1 pseudogene is annotated in these 689 nt (G+C 34.5%); it reads right to left on the reverse strand.

The features are described from left to right. Positions 1–630, reverse strand: a pseudogene (locus OZD63_RS05605) (efflux RND transporter permease subunit); the annotation flags it as partial. Between the last annotated feature and the right edge of the window lie 59 nt (positions 631–689).

Genomic DNA, 689 nt, shown 5'->3' on the forward strand with positions numbered 1-689 from the left:
GATCACAATTGCATCATCAACCAGCATGCCAACAGCCATAATTAAACTGAAGAGCACAACGATATTTAAGGTTATACCCATAAAGTAAAGAGCTATTATCCCAATGAGAAAGGAACCGGGTATCGAGAGTGCCACAAGAATAGCAATCCTTGTTCCCATAGAAAGCATCATTATGATCAATATTAACAACACAGCAAATATTATGCCGTTTTCCAAGTCATCAAGCACATCGCGGACGTTTTTTGACTGGTCGTTTAAGTACACCACTTTTAAATTTTCAGGTAATTGATCTTTTGCCTTATCCATTAAGTATTTTACTTGATTTACTGTGTCTATTATGTTTTTTCCGTTACGTTTTGAAATTTCTAGCATGACACTAGGTAATCCATTAATGCGAGCAAATCCTTGGTGATCCTCAAACCTAGGGTATACTTTTGCTATATCTTTGATTCTCAAAACTGCATCGCCTTGAGATCTAATAGGAATATTCATAATATCTTCTATATCTTTTAATAACCCTGATATTTTAATCGAATATTTACCGGCCAGTGACCCAGCTCCCACTAGTCTATTATTGCTTGATATAGCTTGGAATATTTCGTTTGATTGAATGTTATATTTTGTTAGAACCTGTTAAGGATCTCGAAAATATGAGGTAAAATAAGCATAGTTAAGAAAGAGGTATATCT

This window comes from Wolbachia endosymbiont of Drosophila leontia (assembly GCF_028981785.1).
GTDB classification, from domain to species: domain Bacteria; phylum Pseudomonadota; class Alphaproteobacteria; order Rickettsiales; family Anaplasmataceae; genus Wolbachia; species Wolbachia pipientis.